Below are 20,960 nucleotides of genomic sequence, written 5' to 3'. Positions count from 1 at the left end.
GGAGACATGAACCCTTTTTTACATCTGAATCAGAGAATTACAGCGTGATCACTTCGAATTCGACTTCGGTGTTCACGTCCGCATCGTAATCCACACCGTCGAGGGCAAAACCGAACAGGTTCAGGAATTCCTGCTTGTAACCTGCATAGTCAGTTTCCTGCGTCAGGTTTTCGGTGGTGATCAGCGGCCACAGGTCGCGGCAGGCTTGCTGAATATCGTCACGCAGTTCCCAGTCATCCATACGGATGCGTTGGTTGTCATCCAGCGCCACTTTATCGCCGTACAGGCTGGTGGTCATCAGACGGTTGATCTGCTCGATGCAACCTTCGTGAATGCCTTGCTCTTTCATCAGCTTGAAGACCATGGAGATGTACAGCGGCATCACCGGAATAGCAGAAGATGCCTGCGTGATAACCGATTTCAGGACGGCAACGTTAGCGGAACCGTTGAGCGGTGCCAGCTGCTTACGTAGTTCACCCGCCGCGCGGTCGAGGTCTTCTTTCGCTTTGCCCAGCGCGCCGTGCCAGTAGATTGGCCAGGTCAGGTCGGTACCGATGTAAGAGTAAGCCACGGTTTTCACGCCGTCAGCCAGCACGCCTGCTTCGCTCAGCGCACCCATCCACAGTTCCCAGTCTTCACCGCCCATGACGGTAACGGTGTTCTGAACTTCTTCTTCGGTCGCCGGCTCAATGCTGGCGGTGATGATCTGATCTTTGTTGGTATCAATCGCTTTAGAGGTGTAAACCTCGCCGATCGGCTTCAGCGCAGAACGAACGATTTCGCCGGTTTTCGGCATTTTACGCACCGGGGACGCCAGTGAGTAAACCACCAGGTCGATCTGGCCCAGATCTTCTTTGATCAGTTTGATAACTTCATCGCGGCACTCGTCAGAGAACGCGTCGCCGTTGATGCTTTTGGAGTACAGACCTTCACGTTTGGCAGCCTCATCGAAGGCGGCAGAGTTATACCAGCCCGCGGAACCTGGTTTGGTTTCCGTGCCCGGTTTTTCAAAAAATACGCCGATAGTGGCGGCACCGCTGCCAAAGGCGGCGGAAATTCTGGATGCCAGGCCGTAACCGGTGGAAGCACCGATCACCAGCACGCGGGAAGGACCGTTCTCAATTTTCCCGTTTTGCTTAACGTACTCGATCTGTTTTTCCACATTGACTTTGCAGCCAGTCGGATGGGTCGTTGTACAGATGAATCCACGAATTTTTGGTTTGATTATCATAATGATGGCTAATTAAGTTTGTATTTTCGCTGTCAAGTGCGCAATGACACCGTCTGTTCTGGCTTGCTTAACGACATGGTTAACAAGCCCCCCACATCTATTATGGCACGGGACATTATACAGAAAAGGAGTGCCAATACTGAATCTACCACTGATTTTAGGCCAGACGCTGGCGCTACTCGGCGATTTTACGCTCCAGCACAATCTTCCAGAAGGCATCGATCAGCGGCTCATGCAGCCGCTTTTTCGGCGCGCAGACGCCCAGTTCAAACGGCGTTTTTTCGTCGCTGCGCTCTAAAATCATCACGCGATTGCGCACCGGCTCCGGGCTGTTTTCCAGCACAACTTCCGGCAGCAGCGCCACGCCGCAGCCTAGCGCTACCATCGAGACCATCGCCTCATGGCCGCCGACGGTGGCGTAAATCTGCGGGTTACTGATTTTGTGGCGACGGAACCACAGCTCAATACGACGGCGCACCGGCCCCTGGTCAGCCATGATAAACGGCACGGTTGACCAGTCGGGCTTATCGACGGAAACCTGATTGCGCACCGGGCAGGGCAGCGCCGGGGCGATCAGCACCACCGCCAGATTCTCCAGCATGGAAAACGCCACCGCGCCGGGCAGCGTTTCCGGCTTACCGGCAATCGCCAGATCGGCCTCGCCGGTGACCACTTTGTCCATGGCGTCGGCGGCGTCGCCGGTGGTGAGCTTAATTTCGACGGAGGGATGCTCGGCGCGAAAACGATCGAGGATCGGCGGCAGATGGCTATAAGCCGCCGTCACCGAACAGAAAATGTGCAGTTCACCAGAAAGTGATGGCCCCTGCTGATCGAGGGTGTGGCGCAGTTGCTGATACTGCAACAACGTTTGCTGGGCAAATACCCGCAGTTCTTCCCCTGCTTCGGTCAGCGTGACCGTGCGGTTATCACGCACAAACAGCGCCTGACCGAGGTCCTCTTCCAGCCGCTGAATTTGCCGGGAGAGCGTGGAGGGGCTGACGTGCATCGCCCGCGCGCTGCGGCCAAAGTGGCGGCTTTCCGCCAGATGCAGGAAGGTTTTCAGATCGCGTAAATCCACCTATTTCACCTCACGGTTCTATATTGCATAAATTGCAACGTAACGTTGTGAATATATCAATTTCCGCAATAAATTTCCTGTTGTAATGTGGGTACATTCTCGCAAAAGCGAACCGAACAATATACTCGTCGTCTTTCAAGTTGCAGGCACGTTAGCTGCGTCAGCTCACCCCAGTCACTTACTTGAGTAAGCTCCCGGGGAATCGCTGTCTTGCCGCCTTCCTGTAACTCGAAATCCATAGAGTAACGACACACAACATCACGGAGTACACCATCATGGCTAACTACTTTAATACACTGAATCTGCGCCAGCAGCTGGCGCAGCTGGGTAAATGCCGCTTTATGGGCCGCGACGAATTCGCCGACGGCGCGAGCTACCTTCAGGGTAAAAAAGTGGTCATCGTCGGCTGTGGCGCTCAGGGTCTCAACCAGGGCCTGAACATGCGTGACTCCGGTCTGGATATTTCTTATGCCCTGCGTAAAGAAGCCATTGCTGAGAAGCGTGCTTCCTGGCGTAAAGCGACCGAAAACGGTTTTAAAGTGGGTACTTATGAAGAGCTGATCCCGCAGGCTGACCTGGTGGTTAACCTGACGCCGGACAAACAGCACTCCGACGTGGTGCGTTCCGTACAGCCGCTGATGAAAGATGGCGCGGCGCTGGGCTACTCCCACGGTTTCAACATCGTCGAAGTGGGCGAGCAGATCCGTAAAGACATCACCGTAGTGATGGTGGCGCCGAAGTGTCCGGGTACCGAAGTGCGCGAAGAGTACAAACGTGGTTTCGGTGTTCCGACGCTGATCGCCGTTCACCCGGAAAACGATCCGAAAGGCGAAGGTATGGCGATTGCTAAAGCCTGGGCTGCGGCCACCGGCGGTCACCGTGCGGGCGTACTGGAATCTTCTTTCGTGGCGGAAGTGAAATCTGACCTGATGGGCGAGCAGACCATCCTGTGCGGCATGCTGCAGGCCGGTTCTCTGCTGTGCTTCGACAAGCTGGTGGCAGAAGGCACCGACCCGGCTTACGCCGAAAAACTGATTCAGTTCGGCTGGGAAACCATCACCGAAGCGCTGAAGCAGGGTGGTATCACCCTGATGATGGACCGTCTGTCTAACCCGGCGAAACTGCGTGCTTACGCGCTGTCTGAACAGCTGAAAGAGATCATGGCGCCGCTGTTCCAGAAGCATATGGATGACATCATCTCCGGCGAATTCTCTTCCGGCATGATGGCTGACTGGGCCAACGACGATAAGAAACTGCTGACCTGGCGTGAAGAGACCGGCAAAACCGCGTTCGAAACCGCGCCGCAGTATGAAGGTAAAATCGGCGAGCAGGAGTACTTCGATAAAGGCGTGCTGATGATTGCGATGGTGAAAGCGGGCGTTGAGCTGGCGTTCGAAACCATGGTCGATTCCGGCATCATCGAAGAATCTGCTTACTACGAATCACTGCACGAACTGCCGCTGATTGCCAACACCATCGCCCGTAAGCGCCTGTATGAAATGAACGTCGTTATCTCCGATACCGCAGAATACGGTAACTACCTGTTCTCTTACGCTTGCGTACCGCTGCTGAAAGAGTTCATGACCACGCTGCAGACCGGCGATCTGGGCAAAGCGATTGCCGAAGGCGCGGTAGACAACGCGCAGCTGCGCGACGTGAACGACGCAATTCGCGGTCATGCTATCGAGAAAGTGGGCCAGAAACTGCGTGGCTATATGACTGATATGAAGCGCATTGCAGTAGCTGGATAAGAGGCTGCTGGAATCGCTGGATGGCGGCGTGAACGCCTTATCCGGCCTACAATAAAGTGACCATTACGTAGGCCGGATAAGTGTATCGCCATCCGATAAAAAAGCCCGGTGTTTAAACACCGGGCTTTTTATTAGTTGCGGTACAGCACTTTAATGATGTGGTAACCGAACTGGGTGTGCAGCGGGCCGGTTGGCTCCAGCACCGGGCAGGAGAAGACCACTTTGTCGAACGCCGGCACCATCTGGCCCTGACGGAATTCACCTAAATCGCCGCCGCGTTTGCCCGATGGGCAGATGGAATGCTTCTTCGCCAGCTTGCCGAAGTCGGCGCCGTTTTTAATCTGCTCCAGAAGATCCAGTGCCAGTTTCTCTTCTTTTACAAGGATATGCACTGCTGCTGCTGTTTTTGCCATGATCGTGCCTTCAAAAGGGAATATATAAGGCTGGCGATTTTAGCATGGCTTATCGGCGATACAGCACCTTGATGATGTGATAGCCGAATTTGGTTTTGACCGGCCCGTAAGGTTTAAGCAGTGGGCAGCTAAACACGGCGGCATCAAATGGCCCGACCATCATCCCCTGTTTGAACTCACCCAAATCGCCGCCGTTGCGCCCGGATGGGCAGCGAGAGTAGCGTTTTGCCAGGTGATCGAAGCTAATACCGCGATCCAGCTTGCTCAGGATCTCCAGAGCAAGTTTTTCTTCTTTTACCAGGATGTGCAGGGCTGCCGCGCTCTTAGCCATTATTTTGTTCTCATGTCTCAAAGATATCTCGTTACTTTATCATCCGCCTTCGCCGTGAACATATACTCTTCGCCATCACGGGACAGATGTCTCGCCTGATGTATGGAAGCGAGAGATGAGCGACATTTTTATCTGTCCTGTTCCTTCTTGTCACGGACAGCCGTCCTGTCCCTACCGCTGTGGAGCGAGATAACATGGATACAATGAAAAAACCTGAATTTTCAGTCGTCTGGCTTTCCGGGCTTAGTGATATTGTTCGCGATCCACAGCTTTATGAATTACTGAAATATTGCCCTCTGGAAATCATGCAGCAATGGCGCTTTGAAGAGATCCCGCGTGGAGACTTTATTTGCCGGCAGGGGGAAATATGTCAGCGCTTTTCGCTGATTATTGCCGGCGAAGTGGATGTGTTCTATGAGGCTGAAGATGGACGTCGTTATCGTCAGGCCCGCTACCGGAAAGGCGACATGCTGGGTGAGCTCGAGATCTTTGAGTCACGTCATTACATCTGTTCGGTGGTGGCGGTAGGGCATGTGCAGCTCCTGAGTTTGTCGCAGGAATATTTTTGCCGCTGGCTGGCCTTAGATAACCATTTTAACCAGCGGATGCTGCGCTTCTTTAGTCAGCAATATTATCAGCTGTCAAAAAAGGCCAGCAGCGACAATCTTTACTCGCTGCATCAGCGAGTATGTCACGCGTTATGGCTGCGTTATCAACAAGATGGCACCAACGCAATCTTGCTGGATAAGCTAAACCTCAGCGAGGAGCTGGCGGCGACGACCCGTAGTATTAATCGTATTTTACATGATCTGAAAGCGTTACAGATTATTGATACCGATGGTGAAAGCATTGTGTTGTTAGTCCCTGAAAAGTTAAAGCAGGAGGCTGATATCGGATAACCGCAAGAGTGAAGGAGGCGCGAGAATGTCGCTGCAACCCCATATCCAGTTAAGCAAGGAGATGACCGGCGCACGCTATGCGCTGCTGCCGGGCGATCCGTTGCGGGTGGACCGCATCGTCAATTTTCTTGATAACCCAGAACAGCTTGGTCAAAACCGGGAGTTTCGCGCCGCGCGAGGTTGGTATCAGGGCGTCGAGATTTTGGTGCTCTCTACCGGGATCGGCGGGCCGTCTACGGCGATTGCCATTGAAGAACTGCGCCAGATCGGCCTAACAACCCTGATTCGTATCGGTAGCTGTGGGGCGTTGCAGGATAATCTTGCGCTCGGTGACGTGATTATCGCCCATGCCGCAGTAACGGATGACGGGACCAGCCGTACCTATGCGCCAGCAGGCTATCCGGCCTGCGCCGACCCGCAGTTAACCTGGGAACTGATGGCGCAGGCTCGCCAGATGAATATCCCCGCCGTGTGCGGCCTGGTGCGTAGTCACGACAGTTTTTATACCGATCGGGAAGCAGAACTGGATGCGCAGTGGTCGGCGCTCGGCGTTCTGGGCGCGGATATGGAGAGCGCCGCTCTGATGACTATCGGCGCGCTGCGAGGGTTACGTACGGCGTCATTACTCAACGTGGTGGTTGCCCACAACGGTTGTCTGGATAGCAGCATCAATGATTATGTCCAACAGGACGCGTTGTGCCAGCAGGGCGAAGAACGGCAAATTGCCCTGGCGCTCCGCGCCATTTATTCCGTCAGCCAGTCAGGAGGTCAGTGATGGACTTTTTTAGCATTAACAATGTGATGGTCAACATTCCTCTCGGCGAAGGCGGGTATGCGCTATCGTGGATTGAAGCCATTGGTACCGTATTTGGTCTGTTATGTATCTGGTGTGCCAGCCGGGAAAAAATCATCAATTACCTGTTTGGCTTGATTAACGTCACGTTGTTTGCGGCGATTTTCTTCCAGATTCAGCTCTATGCCAGCCTGCTGCTGCAGGTGTTTTTCTTCGCCGCTAACATTTACGGCTGGTATGCGTGGAGCCGGCAAAACGAGGCGCAGGAAGCTGCGCTCAAAGTACGTTGGCTTTCCCGCCAGCAAACCCTGGTACTGGGCGGCGTATGCGCGGTGGCGATAGTTCTGATGACGCTGTTTATCGACCCGGTGTTTTCGGCGCTCACTCGCATCATGATTGCTCTGCTGCAAACATTTGGTATGCAGGTCGCTATGCCTGACCTCCAGCCCGATGCCTTCCCGTTCTGGGATTCCACCATGCTGGTGTTGTCGATTGCGGCCATGGTACTGATGACGCGTAAATATGTTGAAAACTGGCTGCTATGGGTACTTATCGATGTTATTAGCGTGGTTATATACGCGGTGCAGGGCGTTTACGCCATGTCGCTTGAGTATGTCCTCCTGACTGCGATTGCTGTCATGGGAGCGTACGGCTGGATCAAAAGTGCGCAGCGAAATGGCTATACACCGCTTGCCGCGACGGTCTCCTGATTGACCCGATTTTCTGGCTACCCGTAGGGGTAGCCAGTTACTCTTTCTCCCCCTCTTTCTGCTACAATCCACCTCCCCGTGTTTACAGATTGAGCAATCCTCTATGCGTTTGAACCCCGGACAACAACAAGCCGTCGAATTCGTCACCGGACCTTGCCTGGTGCTGGCGGGAGCTGGTTCCGGTAAGACACGTGTTATCACCAATAAAATCGCGCATCTGATTCGTGAATGTGGCTACCAGGCACGACATATTGCGGCCGTAACCTTTACCAATAAGGCTGCGCGCGAGATGAAAGAGCGCGTGGCGCAAACGCTGGGGCGTAAAGAAGCACGTGGGTTGATGATCTCCACTTTCCACACACTGGGACTGGATGTCATTAAGCGCGAATATGCGGCGCTGGGGATGAAGTCGAACTTCTCGCTGTTTGACGATACCGACCAGGTGGCCCTGCTTAAGGAACTGACCGAAGGGCTAATTGAAGACGATAAGCTTATTCTCCAACAGCTGATCTCGACAATCTCCAACTGGAAAAACGATCTGATGACCCCGGCGCAGGCGGCAGCCAGCGCGAAGGGCGAACGCGATCGTATTTTTGCCCACTGCTATGGTTTGTATGACGCCCATATGAAGGCGTGTAACGTTCTCGATTTTGACGATCTGATCCTGCTCCCGACGCTGCTGCTTCAGCGCAATGAAGAAGTGCGCGAGCGCTGGCAGAATAAAATCCGCTATCTGCTGGTGGATGAATATCAGGATACCAACACCAGTCAGTACGAGCTGGTGAAGTTGCTGGTGGGGAAACGGGCACGCTTCACCGTCGTGGGCGATGACGATCAGTCGATATACTCCTGGCGCGGCGCGCGTCCGCAGAACCTGGTGCTGCTGAGCAAAGACTTCCCGGACTTGCAGGTGGTTAAACTGGAGCAGAACTACCGCTCCTCCGGGCGCATTCTCAAGGCGGCGAATATTCTCATCGCTAATAACCCGCATGTGTTTGAAAAGCGACTCTTTTCTGAGCTGGGCTATGGTGCGGAGCTTAAGATATTGAGCGCCAATAACGAAGAGCATGAAGCGGAGCGCGTCACCGGTGAACTGATCGCCCATCACTTCGTCAATAAGACGCAGTATAAGGACTATGCGATTCTGTATCGCGGCAACCATCAGTCGCGGGTGTTTGAAAAATTCCTGATGCAGAACCGCATCCCGTACAAAATTTCCGGCGGTACCTCGTTCTTCTCTCGTCCGGAGATTAAAGACTTGCTGGCCTATCTACGCGTACTCAGCAACCCGGATGACGACAGCGCGTTCCTGCGCATCGTTAATACGCCGAAGCGCGAGATTGGCCCGGCGACGCTGCAGAAATTGGGTGAATGGGCGATGACGCGTAATAAAAGCCTGTTTACCGCCAGTTTTGACATGGGCCTGAGCTCGACGCTGACCGGACGCGGATATGATTCACTGACCCGTTTTACGCACTGGTTGGGTGAAATTCAGCGCCTGGCAGAGCGTGAGCCCGTTGCGGCCGTGCGCGATCTTATCCACGGCATTGATTACGAGTCCTGGCTGTATGAAACCTCGCCGAGTCCGAAAGCGGCAGAAATGCGCATGAAGAACGTCAACACGCTGTTTAGCTGGATGACAGAGATGCTGGAAGGCAGCGAGCTGGAAGAGCCAATGACCCTGACCCAGGTGGTTACTCGTTTTACCCTGCGTGACATGATGGAGCGCGGAGAGAGCGAAGAAGAACTGGATCAGGTGCAGTTGATGACGCTGCATGCTTCGAAAGGGCTGGAGTTCCCGTACGTGTTTATGGTGGGAATGGAAGAGGGATTTTTGCCGCACCAGAGCAGCATTGATGAAGACAATATCGATGAAGAGCGTCGTCTGGCTTACGTAGGGATTACTCGCGCGCAGAAAGAGCTCATCTTTACCCTGTGTAAAGAACGCCGTCAGTACGGTGAGCTGGTACGCCCGGAACCGAGTCGTTTCCTGTTAGAACTGCCACAGGATGACGTTATCTGGGAACAGGAGCGTAAAGTGGTAAGCGCTGAGGAACGGATGCAAAAAGGGCAGGCCAGTATTGCCAATATTCGGGCGATGATGGCAAAGGCGAAAGCGAAGCCGTAGACCGGATAAGCGCAAGCGCCTTCCGGCAAATCAACGATTAACGTACTTCCAGCGGCCAGTGGACATAGCTTTGCCACTCGCTTTCCTGAACGATGAGCTCTTTACCTAGCGGGTGATGTTCCAGCCAGCCTTCAGGCAGTATGACCGTCAAGTGCTCATCTCTTGCATCCAGCTGAATTTCCGGCACCAAATCATCGCGGCGACGGCTGGCGAAAATAATCGCCAGACGCAGCAAACGGCAAAGGTGCTCCGCGATGCGCGGTGGCACGGCGTTTTGCTGATGGAGCGAAGAGAGATCGACCGGATTGGTCTGGTTGAGTAACAACGTGGCTAACAGTTTTTTCTGCGCCGGCGTAAAACCTGGAAGATCGAGATTGCGCACCAGATAAGCCGCATGCTGTGGTGCCTGTTTAAAATCAACGCTCAACCCAATTTCATGCAGCTGGCAGGCACTAATCAGCAGTTCACGGCTAATTGCTTCCAGATGCCACTTATTTTCGACTTGATCGAGGAATTTCGTTGCTAACATGGCAACGCGATGCGCTTGCTCTGTATCGACCATGAATCGACGCTGGATATTACGTAACGTGCGGCTGCGAATATCCTGATCCACCGCCAGATGTAGCATGCCATAGACCAGCCCTTCACGTAATGCGCCGCCAGCAAGGGTCATGCACTGAATATTCAGTTCGGTGAAAATGGCAATCAGGATCGCCAGCCCGCTGGGGAAAACCAGCGCACGTTCCAGCGTTAAGCCTTCAATTTCCAGCTCTTCCAGACGGCCACAATGAATGGCTCGCTGCTTTAGCTGCTGAAGTTTCGCCAGCGTGATACGCTCATCCATGCCTTGCGCCATCATGATTTCCTGCAACGCCTGGACGGTACCAGAAGCACCAACGCAGACTTTCCAGCCATGAAAACGCAGTTTGTCAGCGACCGGACGCAGCACTTCGCGCGCAGCCTGCTCGGCCTGGTCGAAGTTTTCCTGCGCCAGATTACGATCGGTAAAATACCGTTCGAGCCAGGTGACGCAGCCCATTGACAGGCTAAACAAGGAAGTCGTTTGTGCGCCGGAGCCGGTAACCAGTTCAGTGCTGGCGCCGCCAATATCAACGACCAGACGCTGATCGGCCCCGCCGGTAGTGTGGGCTACACCCTGATAAATCAGTCGTGCTTCTTCTTCGCCGCTAATGACCTGGACAGGACAGCCGAGGATATCTTGCGCTTTAGCGATAAACTCATCGGCATTTACGGCGATGCGTAATGTTGCCGTGGCAACCACGCGGATTTGCGGTTGAGGTATATCCTGCAGGCGTTCAGCAAACAGGCGCAAACATTGCCAACCGCGCTCCATCGCCTCTGCGGAGAGAACGTAGTCGCTATTGAGTCCAGCGGCCAGACGCACTTTGCGTTTAATACGCGTGAGCGTCTGGATGCTTCCCGCCACCTCGCGTACGACCAGCATATGAAAACTATTGGAGCCGAGATCGATTGCCGCATACAACGAGGTAGAGTTCATACACTTCATCCTTCAACCTGTATCTGTGTTGGCTGCGTTCTCTCACCCGAATCACTTACAGTAAGCTCATCGGGATTCGTTTTCTTGCCGCCTTGATAAAGGCTGAATGATTTTGTGTATGGCATAACTTTTCTTAACCTGAACGACGACGATTACGCGGAGCGCCACCGGTACGACGTGGGCCATTACCTGTACGCGGGCGTGTCAGGCGCAGCGGCTTCGGCAGATCGGTCATTAGCGCATCCGGGTTGTACTTGCTGACCGGAATCGAGTGGCCGATATAGGTCTCGATTGCAGGTAAATTCAGCGCGTATTCTTCGCAGGCCAGGCTGATAGAGTGACCGCTTGCGCCAGCACGACCCGTACGACCGATACGGTGAACGTAATCTTCACAGTCATCCGGCAGGTCATAGTTAAAGACGTGCGTTACGGCTGGGATATGCAGGCCACGCGCGGCCACGTCAGTCGCAACGAGAATGTCGAGATCGCCACGGGTGAACTCATCCAGGATACGCAGGCGTTTTTTCTGCGCCACGTCACCGGTCAGCAGGCCGACGCGATGGCCATCCGCAGCGAGGCTGCCCCAGATATCTTCACAACGATGCTTGGTGTTAGCAAAGACGATGGCGCGATCTGGCCACTCTTCTTCAATCAGCGTTTGCAATAAACGCATTTTTTCTTCGTTGGAAGGATAGAAGAGTTCTTCTTTGATGCGGTGACCTGTCTTCTGCTCCGGTTCGACTTCCACATACTCAGCGTTATTCATTTGTTCGAACGCCAGTTCGCGGACGCGATAAGAGAGGGTTGCAGAAAACAGCATGTTCAGACGTTGGGTGGTTGGCGGCATACGACGGAACAGCCAACGGATATCTTTAATAAAGCCCAGATCGTACATACGATCGGCTTCATCCAGCACCACGACCTGAATCGCGCCCAGGTTAATGTGGTTCTGCTTTGCATAGTCAATGAGACGACCGGTGGTGCCGATAAGAATATCGACGCCGCTTTCCAGCACTTTCAGCTGTTTGTCGTAACCGTCGCCGCCATAAGCCAGGCCTAATTTCAGACCGGTGGTCTGTGCCAGCGGCTCGGCATCGGCGTGGATTTGCACGGCTAACTCACGCGTTGGCGCCATAATTAACGCACGCGGTTGGTTCACCTTGCGATCGGTAATCGCGGGATGAGAGAGAAGATAATGAAACGTTGACGTCAGGAACGCCATCGTTTTTCCGGTACCGGTTTGCGCCTGCCCTGCAACATCACGACCTGCCAGCGTTAGCGGCAGCGCGAGGGCCTGAATGGGCGTGCAGTTATGAAACCCTTTATTTTCAAGGGCTTCTATCACCTTTGGGTGCAGGGCGAAGTCGGAAAACTTCTGTTCTGTTAAATGTGTTTTGCTCATAGTGTGGTAGAATATCAGCTTACTATTGCTTTACGAAAGCGTATCCGGTGAAATAAAGTCAACCTTTAGTTGGTTAATGCTACACCAACAGCCTACACCAACACGCCAGGCTTATTCCTGTGGAGTTATATATGAGCGATAAAATTATTCACCTGACTGACGACAGTTTTGACACGGATGTACTCAAAGCGGACGGAGCGATCCTTGTTGATTTCTGGGCAGAGTGGTGCGGTCCGTGCAAAATGATCGCTCCGATTCTGGATGAAATCGCTGACGAATATCAGGGCAAATTGACGGTTGCTAAACTGAACATTGACCAAAACCCAGGCACCGCGCCGAAGTATGGTATTCGTGGTATCCCGACCCTGCTGTTGTTTAAAAACGGCGAAGTAGCGGCGACTAAAGTCGGCGCACTGTCCAAAGGTCAGTTGAAAGAATTCCTCGACGCGAATTTGGCGTAAGGAAGTCTCATGATCGGGCGACCATACTTCGAATTGATTCGGATGACTGGACGCCCGACTTGAGTCGTGCTAAGTTAGTGTTGACTTCGTATTAAACATACCTTATTAAGTTTGAATCTGGTTATATCCCATACTTCCCGTAGTTTCTCGCGCGAGAAGTGGACAGATTCAGGGCCTTATCACTCAATCCGTCTTGTCGTTTCAGTTCTGCGTACTTTCCTGTGACCAGACAGCGAACAGACATGAGTCGATGGCCGTAAACAGGCATGGATGACCCTGCCATACCATTCACAACATTAAGTTCGAGATTTACCCCAAGTTTAAGAACTCACACCATTATGAATCTTACCGAATTAAAGAATACGCCGGTTTCTGAGCTGATCACTCTCGGCGAAAATATGGGCCTTGAAAACCTGGCTCGTATGCGCAAGCAGGACATTATTTTTGCCATCCTGAAGCAGCACGCAAAGAGTGGCGAGGATATCTTTGGTGACGGTGTGCTGGAGATATTGCAGGACGGATTTGGTTTCCTCCGCTCTGCAGACAGCTCCTACCTCGCCGGTCCTGATGACATCTACGTTTCTCCCAGCCAAATCCGCCGTTTCAACCTCCGCACTGGTGATACCATTTCTGGTAAGATTCGCCCGCCGAAAGAAGGTGAACGCTACTTTGCGCTGTTGAAAGTTAACGAAGTTAACTACGACAAACCAGAAAACGCCCGTAACAAAATCCTCTTTGAGAACTTAACCCCGCTGCACGCAAACTCTCGTCTGCGTATGGAACGTGGTAACGGTTCTACTGAAGACTTAACGGCGCGCGTACTGGATCTGGCATCGCCGATCGGTCGTGGTCAGCGCGGTCTGATCGTCGCTCCGCCGAAAGCGGGTAAAACCATGCTGCTGCAGAACATCGCGCAGAGCATTGCTTACAATCATCCAGACTGTGTGCTGATGGTGCTGCTGATTGACGAACGTCCGGAAGAAGTAACCGAGATGCAGCGTCTGGTGAAAGGTGAAGTTGTTGCGTCTACTTTTGACGAACCCGCCTCCCGTCACGTTCAGGTTGCGGAAATGGTCATCGAGAAGGCGAAGCGTCTGGTTGAACACAAGAAAGACGTTATCATTCTGCTTGACTCCATCACCCGTCTGGCGCGTGCTTATAACACCGTAGTTCCGGCTTCCGGTAAAGTTCTGACTGGTGGTGTTGACGCTAACGCCCTGCACCGTCCGAAACGTTTCTTCGGTGCTGCGCGTAACGTGGAAGAGGGCGGCAGCCTGACCATCATCGCGACTGCGCTGATCGATACCGGCTCTAAAATGGATGAAGTTATCTACGAAGAGTTTAAAGGTACAGGCAACATGGAACTGCACCTCTCTCGTAAGATTGCTGAAAAACGCGTCTTCCCGGCTATCGACTACAACCGTTCCGGTACCCGTAAAGAAGAGTTGCTCACCACCCAGGAAGAGCTGCAGAAAATGTGGATCCTGCGCAAAATCATCCATCCGATGGGTGAAATCGACGCGATGGAATTCCTCATTAATAAGCTGGCGATGACCAAGACCAACGACGACTTCTTCGATATGATGAAGCGTTCCTGATTCTGGCATCATCTGAAAACGCCACGTTTTTACGTGGCGTTTTGCTTTTACGATTCATCCTAATGTTTGGTCAGATAAAATTGTCAATATTATCGGCGTCATGGATTGTCACATTGTGCGGCATGACCTACAAAAGGTAGGAAGTGTAATGTTTTAGCTGCTCTCTTCAAGGGGGCGTCTTAACGCATTATACTTTAAGGAAATGATATATGCTGAGAACACATACACTGTGAATCTACTTGCTGCTTTCTCTGAGCTAGTTAGTATTTTTTTATTCACAACCATTTTTATTTTTTTGGCGCGAAAAGTAGCCATAAAAATAGGTTTAGTGGATAAGCCAAACTTCCGCAAACGTCACCAAGGGATTATTCCTTTAGTGGGCGGGATTTCTGTGTTTGCAGGGATCAATTTTATGTTTGGTCTTTCGGATTATTACATTCCCCATGCCTCGTTATACCTCTTTTGTGCAAGTGTGCTGGTGTTTGTTGGCGCGCTTGACGATCGTTTTGATATCAGCGTAAAAATTCGGGCAGTCGTTCAGGCGGCGATTGCTATTGTGATGATGGTAAAAGGTGAGCTTTACCTAAGTAGCCTGGGGTATATTTTTGGCCCGTGGGAGTTGTTGTTGGGTCCCTTTGGTTATTTTCTCACCCTTTTTGCCGTCTGGGCGGCGATTAACGCCTTTAATATGGTTGATGGCATTGATGGCTTGTTAGGCGGGCTATCCAGCGTCTCATTCGCCGCGATGGGGTTTATCCTGTGGTTCGATGGTCAGACAAGCCTGGCTATCTGGTGTTTTGCCATGATTGCCGCCATCCTGCCTTACATCATGCTGAATCTGGGCATTCTTGGACGCCGCTATAAAGTCTTTATGGGCGATGCGGGGAGTACGCTGATTGGCTTTACAGTAATTTGGATCCTGCTGGAGACCACACAAGGTGCAACACACCCTATTAGCCCGGTCACTGCACTGTGGATTATCGCCATTCCGTTAATGGATATGGTGGCGATTATGTATCGTCGTTTACGTAAAGGCATGAGTCCTTTCTCGGCAGATCGCCAGCATATTCATCATTTAGTGATGCGCGCAGGGTTTACTTCCCGACAGGCATTTGTTCTGATCACGCTGGCTGCAGCGATTCTGGCCTCTATCGGCGTACTGGCTGAATATTTTCGTTTAGTCCCTGAATGGGCCATGTTGGTGCTCTTTTTACTGGCATTCGGTCTTTACGGTTACTGTATTAAGCGGGCATGGAAGGTGGCGAGATTTATTAAGCGTGTTAAGCGCAGGCTGCGAAGGCACCGCGAAGGCAAACCAAACTTAACCAAGTGAATTGAGGATGCGATGACACAACCATTACCGGGGGAACACGCCGTGAGCGCAGAAAATGAACTGGATATCCGTGGGTTGTTTCGTGCCTTATGGGCAGGGAAAGTGTGGATTATTGGTATCGCGCTTGCCTTTGCGATAGTCGCTCTCGCCTATACATTTTTTGCACGTCAGGAGTGGAGTGCTACGGCGATTTCAGACAAGCCAACGGTTAATATGTTGGGCGGTTACTACTCTCAACAGCAGTTTTTGCGTAACCTGGATATTAAGGCCAGCCTCGCATCTGCGGACCAGCCGTCGGTAATGGACGAAGCCTATAAAGAATTCATCATGCAGCTCGCCTCCTGGGATACGCGTCGTGAATTCTGGCAGCAGACTGATTACTATAAGCAGCGTATGGTGGGTAACAGTAAAGCCGATGCGGCGATGCTGGATGAACTGATTGGTAACATCCAGTTTATGCCTGGCGATGCGTTACGTAATACCAATGACAGTGTGAAGCTGATTGCGGAGACGGCTCCTGATGCCAACAATCTACTGCGTCAGTACGTCGCCTTTGCCAGTCAGCGCGCGGCGCATCATCTGAACGAAGAGTTAAAAGGGGCCTGGGCTGCACGCACTGTGCAGATGAAGGCGCAGGTTAAACGCCAGGAAGAAGTGGCGAAATCACTATTCTCCCGCCGTGTTCACAACATTGAGCAGGCACTCAAAATTGCCGAACAGCATAACATTTCGCGTACCTCCACTGATGTTCCTGCTGATGAGTTGCCGGATTCTGAACTGTTCTTACTTGGACGTCCTATGCTGCAGGCGCGACTTGAAAACTTGCAGTCTGTTGGTCCGGACTTTGATCTGGACTACTTCCAAAACCGAGCCATGCTGAACACACTGAACGTTGGGCCAACTCTGGATCCGCGTTTTCAGACCTATCGTTATCTGCGTACGCCGGAAGAGCCAGTAAAACGTGACAGCCCTCGCCGTGCCTTCCTGATGATTATGTGGGGCATTGTTGGGGCTCTGATTGGTGCTGGCGTCGCGTTAACCCGTCGCCGCGCGATTTAGCAATACCGTTGCAGTGAGGGGCTGGGCCCTCACTGCCAATCCGAAGAGAATCGATGTGAAAGTACTGACTGTATTTGGCACGCGACCGGAGGCTATAAAAATGGCACCTCTGGTTCATGCGTTGGCAAAAGATCCTGATTTTGAGGCAAAAGTTTGCGTCACAGCGCAGCATCGGGAGATGCTCGATCAGGTGTTGAACCTCTTTTCCATAGTACCTGACTACGATCTCAATATTATGCAGCCAGGTCAGGGGCTAACAGAAATTACCTGCCGAATTCTTGAAGGGTTAAAGCCAATTCTGGCTGATTTCAAACCTGATGTGGTGCTGGTTCACGGTGATACCACGACCACTATTGCTACCAGTTTGGCTGCGTTCTATCAGCGCATCCCGGTGGGGCATGTCGAGGCGGGGTTACGTACTGGCGATCTTTACTCTCCCTGGCCGGAAGAGGCGAACCGTACGCTGACCGGGCGTCTGGCTATGTATCATTTTGCGCCGACAGAAAACTCGCGGCAAAATTTGTTACGGGAAGCTATTCCTGATAATCGTATTTTCGTCACGGGCAATACGGTTATTGATGCGTTGATCTGGGTACGCGACCGCGTACTGGCGAGTGATGCATTGCGGGCTGAACTGGCAGAACATTACCCTTTCCTCAACGCTGACAAAAAGATGATACTGGTGACCGGTCATCGTCGGGAAAGCTTCGGTCGCGGCTTTGAAAACATTTGCCACGCACTGGCGGAAATTGCCGCGGCTAATCAGAATGTGCAGATTGTCTATCCGGTACACCTGAATCCTAACGTCAGCGAGCCGGTCAACCGCATCCTGGGGCACGTTGAAAACGTGATTCTGATTGAACCGCAGGACTACATGCCGTTTGTCTGGCTGATGAATCACGCATGGCTGATCCTGACCGATTCCGGCGGGATTCAGGAAGAAGCCCCATCCCTGGGGAAACCTGTGCTGGTGATGCGTGAAACAACGGAACGGCCTGAAGCTATTACCGCAGGCACTGTACGTCTGGTGGGGACTGACCCACAGCGTATCGTAGAAGAAGTCACGCGTTTGCTGCATGACGACAATGAATATCAGACCATGAGCCGTGCCCATAACCCATATGGTGACGGGCTGGCGTGTGGCCGCATTTTACACGCGTTAAAAAATAATCGGGTATCGCTATGAGTTTTACGACCATTTCTGTCATTGGGCTGGGTTATATCGGACTGCCAACGGCGGCTGCCTTTGCTTCCCGTCAAAAACATGTAATTGGCGTAGATATAAATCAACATGCAGTGGATACCATTAATCGCGGCGAAATTCACATTGTTGAGCCCGATCTGGCCGCTGTGGTGAAAACGGCGGTCGAAAACGGATTTCTTCGTGCAACCACCACTCCCGTAGACGCTGATGCGTATCTGATTGCTGTGCCTACCCCGTTCAAGGGAGAGCATGAACCCGATATGGTCTACGTTGAAGCTGCGGCGAAGTCTCTTGCGCCGGTGCTGAAAAAAGGCGCATTAGTGATACTTGAATCGACGTCACCTGTCGGGGCAACTGAACAGATGGCCGCATGGCTTGCAGAAATGCGGCCTGATCTGACTTTCCCGCAGCAGGTCGGTGAACAGGCCGATGTGAATATTGCGTATTGTCCGGAGCGCGTGCTGCCAGGCCAGGTCATGGTCGAACTGATTAAAAACGACCGCGTGATCGGCGGGATGACCGCCGTCTGCTCCGCGCGTGCCAGTGAGTTGTATAACATCTTCCTTGAGGGCGAATGTGTCGTGACCAACGCCCGCACCGCGGAAATGTGCAAGCTGACTGAGAATAGCTTCCGCGACGTTAATATCGCCTTTGCGAATGAATTATCGCTAATTTGCGCCGATCAGGGGATTAACGTCTGGGAACTGATTCGCCTGGCAAACCGTCATCCGCGAGTCAATATTCTGCAACCAGGACCTGGCGTTGGTGGACACTGTATCGCGGTCGATCCGTGGTTTATCGTGTCGCAGAACCCGCAGCAGGCGAAACTGATCCGTACCGCACGCGAAGTTAATGATGGTAAGCCCCATTGGGTCGTCGAGCGGGTAAAAGCCGCTGTGGCCGACTGTCTGGCAGATACCAACAAACGGGCCAGTGAAGTGAAAATCGCCTGCTTTGGTTTGGCTTTTAAACCGAATATTGATGATTTACGTGAAAGCCCGGCGATGGGAATTGCGCAAAGCATCGCGCATTGGCACAAAGGTGAAATGCTGGTGGTGGAACCGAATATCCATCAACTGCCGAAAAAACTGGACGGCATTTGCCAACTGGCGACATTGGACGATGCGCTGGCAAGCGCCGATGTGCTGGTCATGCTGGTCGACCATAATGAATTTAAAGCCATTAAAGGCGATGCGGTTCTTCAGCAGTACATCGTTGATACCAAAGGGGTCTGGCGGTGACAATTCGCGCCAGTATTGAGCCGCTTAGCTGGGAAAATACGTTTTTTGGCGTGAATAGCGCCATTATACGTTTTGACCAACACGCGCCGGTTCTGACGGTGGATGCGTTACGTCCCTGGTCGCGGGTACAGGCAAAAATTGCTGCCGCAAATACCCATGAATTGGATGCCTTGCAGCGGTTGGGTTTCTCACTGGTCGAAGGCGAAGTGGATTTTGTACTGCCAGTGACGTGTGCCAGCGGCAACTCTGACGCGCAGATCGCGCAAACTACGGATATCCCGGCATTACGCTGCCTGGCAGAACAGGCATTCGCGCAAAGTCGTTTTCGCGCTCCGTGGTACGCCGCAGATGCCAGTTCACGTTTTTATGCGCAGTGGATTGAAAATGCGGTGCTGGGGACGTTCGATCATCAATGCCTCGTTTTACGCACGCCGACAGGTGAAATTCGTGGTTATGTCTCGCTGCGTGAACTGAATGCGACCGAGGCGCGAATAGGCCTACTGGCTGGGCGTGGCGCGGGTGAAGAACTAATGCTGGCTGCGCTTTGCTGGGCGCAGGCCCGCGGTAAAACAATATTGCGCGTGGCAACCCAAATGGGCAACACCGCCGCGCTTAAACGTTACATACACAGTGGTGCGAATGTAGAAAGCACCGCGTATTGGTTATACAGGTGACACGATGATTCCATTTAATGCACCGCCGGTGGTGGGAACTGAACTCGATTACATGCAGTCTGCGATGAACAGCGGCAAACTGTGTGGCGACGGCGGCTTTACCCGTCGCTGTCAGCAGTGGCTGGAGCAGCATTTTGGCAGCGAGAAAGTTCTGTTGACGCCATCTTGTACCGCATCGCTTGAGATGGCGGCATTGCTGTTGGACATTCAGCCCGGCGATGAAATCATCATGCCGAGCTACACATTTGTCTCCACGGCTAATGCATTCGTTTTACGCGGGGCGAAAATCGTCTTTGTTGATATCCGTCCGGATACCATGAACATTGACGAAATGCTGATTGAAGCGGCGATCACCGACAAAACCCGCGCTATTGTGCCGGTACATTACGCGGGCGTGGCCTGCGAAATGGATACCATTATGGCGCTGGCCAGCAAACATAACCTGTATGTGGTCGAAGATGCGGCTCAGGGCGTGATGTCGACCTACAAAGGCCGGGCGCTGGGGACAATTGGTCACATCGGCTGCTTTAGCTTCCATGAGACTAAAAACTATACCGCAGGCGGTGAAGGCGGCGCGACGCTGATCAATGATGAAAAATTAGTCGAACGTGCCGAGATTATTCGTGAAAAAGGGACAAATCGTAGTCAATTTTTCCGTGGCCAGGTAGATAAGTATACCTGGCGCGATATCGGCTCCAGCTATCTGATGTCCGATCTGCAGGCTGCCTATTTGTGGGCGCAACTGGAAGCGGCCGACCGTATTAACCAGCAGCGTCTGGCGCTGTGGCAGAATTACTATGATGCCCTCGAACCGCTGGCGCGTGCCGGACGTATTGAGCTGCCTGCTGTCCCGGAAAACTGCGTGCAGAATGCCCATATGTTTTATATCAAGCTGCGCGATATCGACGATCGCACCGCGTTGATTAATTTCCTCAAAGAAGCCGAAATTATGGCGGTGTTCCACTATATTCCGCTGCATGATTGCCCGGCTGGCGATAAATTTGGCGAGTTTGCCGGTGTTGATCGTTACACCACCAAAGAGAGCGAGCGTCTGCTGCGTTTACCGCTGTTCTATAACCTGTCACCGGTTAACCAGCGAACGGTAATTTCGACCTTACTCAATTACTTCTCCTGA

Annotated in this window: 20 protein-coding genes; 14 read left to right on the top strand and 6 right to left on the bottom strand. The window is 52.6% G+C overall.

The features are described 5' to 3' along the window. Nucleotides 1–37: 37 nt before the first annotated feature. Both fabV and ilvY read right to left on the bottom strand, forming a co-directional pair. On the bottom strand, nt 38–1,231 hold the full coding sequence (gene fabV / locus AC534G_RS25110) for an enoyl-ACP reductase FabV (RefSeq protein ID WP_038634603.1): 1,194 nt from the start codon (nt 1,229–1,231) through the stop codon (nt 38–40). Between the two features lie 175 nt (nt 1,232–1,406). After that, nucleotides 1,407–2,309, bottom strand: coding sequence for an HTH-type transcriptional activator IlvY (gene ilvY / locus AC534G_RS25105; protein WP_038634600.1), 903 nt, complete (start codon nt 2,307–2,309; stop codon nt 1,407–1,409). A gap of 275 nt (nt 2,310–2,584) precedes the next feature. Here ilvY and ilvC point away from each other — a divergent pair, with 275 nt between their 5' ends. After that, nucleotides 2,585–4,060 carry a ketol-acid reductoisomerase gene (gene ilvC, locus AC534G_RS25100; RefSeq protein ID WP_069325102.1) on the top strand — a complete coding sequence of 492 codons (1,476 nt, stop codon included), beginning with the start codon at nt 2,585–2,587 and terminating at the stop codon, nt 4,058–4,060. 131 nt (nt 4,061–4,191) lie between these two features. On the opposite strand, the gene ppiC (AC534G_RS25095) is transcribed toward ilvC, so the two are convergent. Next, complete coding sequence (ppiC, locus tag AC534G_RS25095; RefSeq protein ID WP_003017999.1) at nt 4,192–4,473, bottom strand: peptidylprolyl isomerase PpiC; 282 nt, start codon at nt 4,471–4,473, stop codon at nt 4,192–4,194. A gap of 49 nt (nt 4,474–4,522) precedes the next feature. Further along, nucleotides 4,523–4,804 carry a peptidylprolyl isomerase PpiC gene (gene ppiC, locus AC534G_RS25090; RefSeq protein ID WP_038634595.1) on the bottom strand — a complete coding sequence of 94 codons (282 nt, stop codon included), beginning with the start codon at nt 4,802–4,804 and terminating at the stop codon, nt 4,523–4,525. A 194-nt stretch (nt 4,805–4,998) separates the two neighbouring features. Between ppiC (AC534G_RS25090) and AC534G_RS25085 the strand changes: the two genes are divergently transcribed. From AC534G_RS25085 to rep, 4 genes are all read left to right on the top strand, one after another. Next, nucleotides 4,999–5,703, top strand: coding sequence for a Crp/Fnr family transcriptional regulator (locus tag AC534G_RS25085; RefSeq protein ID WP_110496382.1), 705 nt, complete (start codon nt 4,999–5,001; stop codon nt 5,701–5,703). A gap of 25 nt (nt 5,704–5,728) precedes the next feature. Beyond that, complete coding sequence (locus AC534G_RS25080; protein WP_038634590.1) at nt 5,729–6,478, top strand: nucleoside phosphorylase; 750 nt, start codon at nt 5,729–5,731, stop codon at nt 6,476–6,478. Further along, entirely contained in the window at nt 6,478–7,206 is a 729-nt protein-coding gene (pnuC, locus tag AC534G_RS25075) for a nicotinamide riboside transporter PnuC (RefSeq protein ID WP_038634587.1), read from the top strand. The genes AC534G_RS25080 and pnuC overlap by 1 nt, the downstream gene beginning before the upstream one ends. Before the next feature lie 103 nt (nt 7,207–7,309). Then, nucleotides 7,310–9,334 (top strand): DNA helicase Rep, encoded by a 2,025-nt coding sequence (gene rep / locus AC534G_RS25070; RefSeq protein WP_110496380.1) that lies wholly within the window; start codon nt 7,310–7,312, stop codon nt 9,332–9,334. Nucleotides 9,335–9,371: 37 nt separating this feature from the next. Here the strand turns inward: rep and gppA are convergent, their stop codons facing one another. Both gppA and rhlB read right to left on the bottom strand, forming a co-directional pair. Next, entirely contained in the window at nt 9,372–10,853 is a 1,482-nt protein-coding gene (gene gppA / locus AC534G_RS25065) for a guanosine-5'-triphosphate,3'-diphosphate diphosphatase (protein WP_110496378.1), read from the bottom strand. Between the two features lie 133 nt (nt 10,854–10,986). Continuing rightward, nucleotides 10,987–12,255, bottom strand: a complete 1,269-nt coding sequence (gene rhlB / locus AC534G_RS25060; RefSeq protein ID WP_110496376.1) for an ATP-dependent RNA helicase RhlB — start codon at nt 12,253–12,255, stop codon at nt 10,987–10,989. 131 nt (nt 12,256–12,386) lie between these two features. Here rhlB and trxA point away from each other — a divergent pair, with 131 nt between their 5' ends. The 9 genes from trxA to rffA all read left to right on the top strand — a co-directional run bounded on the left by trxA (nt 12,387) and on the right by rffA (nt 20,960). Next, nucleotides 12,387–12,716 (top strand): thioredoxin TrxA, encoded by a 330-nt coding sequence (trxA, locus tag AC534G_RS25055; RefSeq protein WP_001280776.1) that lies wholly within the window; start codon nt 12,387–12,389, stop codon nt 12,714–12,716. A 158-nt stretch (nt 12,717–12,874) separates the two neighbouring features. Beyond that, on the top strand, nt 12,875–12,976 hold the full coding sequence (locus AC534G_RS25050) for a rho operon leader peptide (protein WP_110496374.1): 102 nt from the start codon (nt 12,875–12,877) through the stop codon (nt 12,974–12,976). Between the two features lie 78 nt (nt 12,977–13,054). Beyond that, nucleotides 13,055–14,314 carry a transcription termination factor Rho gene (gene rho, locus AC534G_RS25045; protein WP_002437993.1) on the top strand — a complete coding sequence of 420 codons (1,260 nt, stop codon included), beginning with the start codon at nt 13,055–13,057 and terminating at the stop codon, nt 14,312–14,314. 202 nt (nt 14,315–14,516) lie between these two features. Next, complete coding sequence (wecA, locus tag AC534G_RS25040) at nt 14,517–15,647, top strand: UDP-N-acetylglucosamine--undecaprenyl-phosphate N-acetylglucosaminephosphotransferase (protein ID WP_201745949.1); 1,131 nt, start codon at nt 14,517–14,519, stop codon at nt 15,645–15,647. 12 nt (nt 15,648–15,659) lie between these two features. Further along, nucleotides 15,660–16,706 carry an ECA polysaccharide chain length modulation protein gene (wzzE, locus tag AC534G_RS25035; protein ID WP_085049768.1) on the top strand — a complete coding sequence of 349 codons (1,047 nt, stop codon included), beginning with the start codon at nt 15,660–15,662 and terminating at the stop codon, nt 16,704–16,706. A gap of 55 nt (nt 16,707–16,761) precedes the next feature. After that, nucleotides 16,762–17,892 carry a non-hydrolyzing UDP-N-acetylglucosamine 2-epimerase gene (gene wecB, locus AC534G_RS25030; RefSeq protein WP_110496372.1) on the top strand — a complete coding sequence of 377 codons (1,131 nt, stop codon included), beginning with the start codon at nt 16,762–16,764 and terminating at the stop codon, nt 17,890–17,892. Beyond that, complete coding sequence (wecC, locus tag AC534G_RS25025; RefSeq protein ID WP_038634559.1) at nt 17,889–19,151, top strand: UDP-N-acetyl-D-mannosamine dehydrogenase; 1,263 nt, start codon at nt 17,889–17,891, stop codon at nt 19,149–19,151. Before wecB ends, wecC begins: the two co-directional genes overlap by 4 nt. After that, nucleotides 19,148–19,825, top strand: a complete 678-nt coding sequence (gene rffC / locus AC534G_RS25020; protein ID WP_110496370.1) for a dTDP-4-amino-4,6-dideoxy-D-galactose acyltransferase — start codon at nt 19,148–19,150, stop codon at nt 19,823–19,825. The genes wecC and rffC overlap by 4 nt, the downstream gene beginning before the upstream one ends. Before the next feature lie 4 nt (nt 19,826–19,829). Next, nucleotides 19,830–20,960, top strand: a complete 1,131-nt coding sequence (gene rffA / locus AC534G_RS25015; protein ID WP_110496368.1) for a dTDP-4-amino-4,6-dideoxygalactose transaminase — start codon at nt 19,830–19,832, stop codon at nt 20,958–20,960.

Source organism: Citrobacter sp. CRE-46 (genome assembly GCF_059615875.1).
This window is presented reverse-complemented; position numbering and strand designations above follow the sequence as displayed.